Raw genomic sequence first — 604 nt, forward strand, 5'->3', positions numbered from 1 at the left:
GCGGAAGGCGCCGGCCTCGACATCGTCCCAGGTGACGACATGGCGCTCGATCTGAGCCCGCATCTCGTGGAATTTCAGGATCGGACCGGCGAGAAGCTTGGGAAACAGAAAAACGAAGAGGAGGTAGTCGACGACCGAGCGCGCGGGCGCGGATACCCGCCGGTACACGTCGACGATGTACGTGATCTTCTCGAAGACGATGAACGATATTCCGAGAGGAAGAAGGATGTCGGGCCGCGGCAGCCCCATTGCGCCGAAGAGAGCCTGTAAATTCTCGACGAAGAAGCCAAGATACTTGCAGTAAAGAAGAAGTCCGATGTTGAGCCCGACACCGATCGTCAGTGCGATGCGCCGCGTTCTGTCCGAGGGGGACCGGCCTATCCAGGCCGCAAGTGAGAAATCGACGAGCGACGAGGCGAGAACCACGAAGACGAAGTGCGGCTCACCCCAGGAATAAAATGCAATGCTCGTCAGAACGAGAAAAAGATTGCGATAACGTGACGGCAAGACGAAGTTCGCCGCAATCACCGCGGGCGCAAAGAGGAACAAGAAAATCGTCGAATTGAAGGGCATCGGTCAACTTGAAATTGCTGTGCCCGTTTAT

At 56.6% G+C, this 604-nt stretch carries 1 protein-coding gene; it reads right to left on the reverse strand.

Annotation, left to right across the window (positions count from 1 at the left end; translation table 11 throughout):
* The coding region (locus AC1DT3_RS23535) for an MBOAT family O-acyltransferase (protein WP_477467563.1) at window positions 1–573 on the reverse strand (573 nt) is incomplete at its 3' end.
* Window positions 574–604 lie beyond the last annotated feature (31 nt).

The organism is Microvirga sp. P4_G7 (assembly GCF_056401005.1).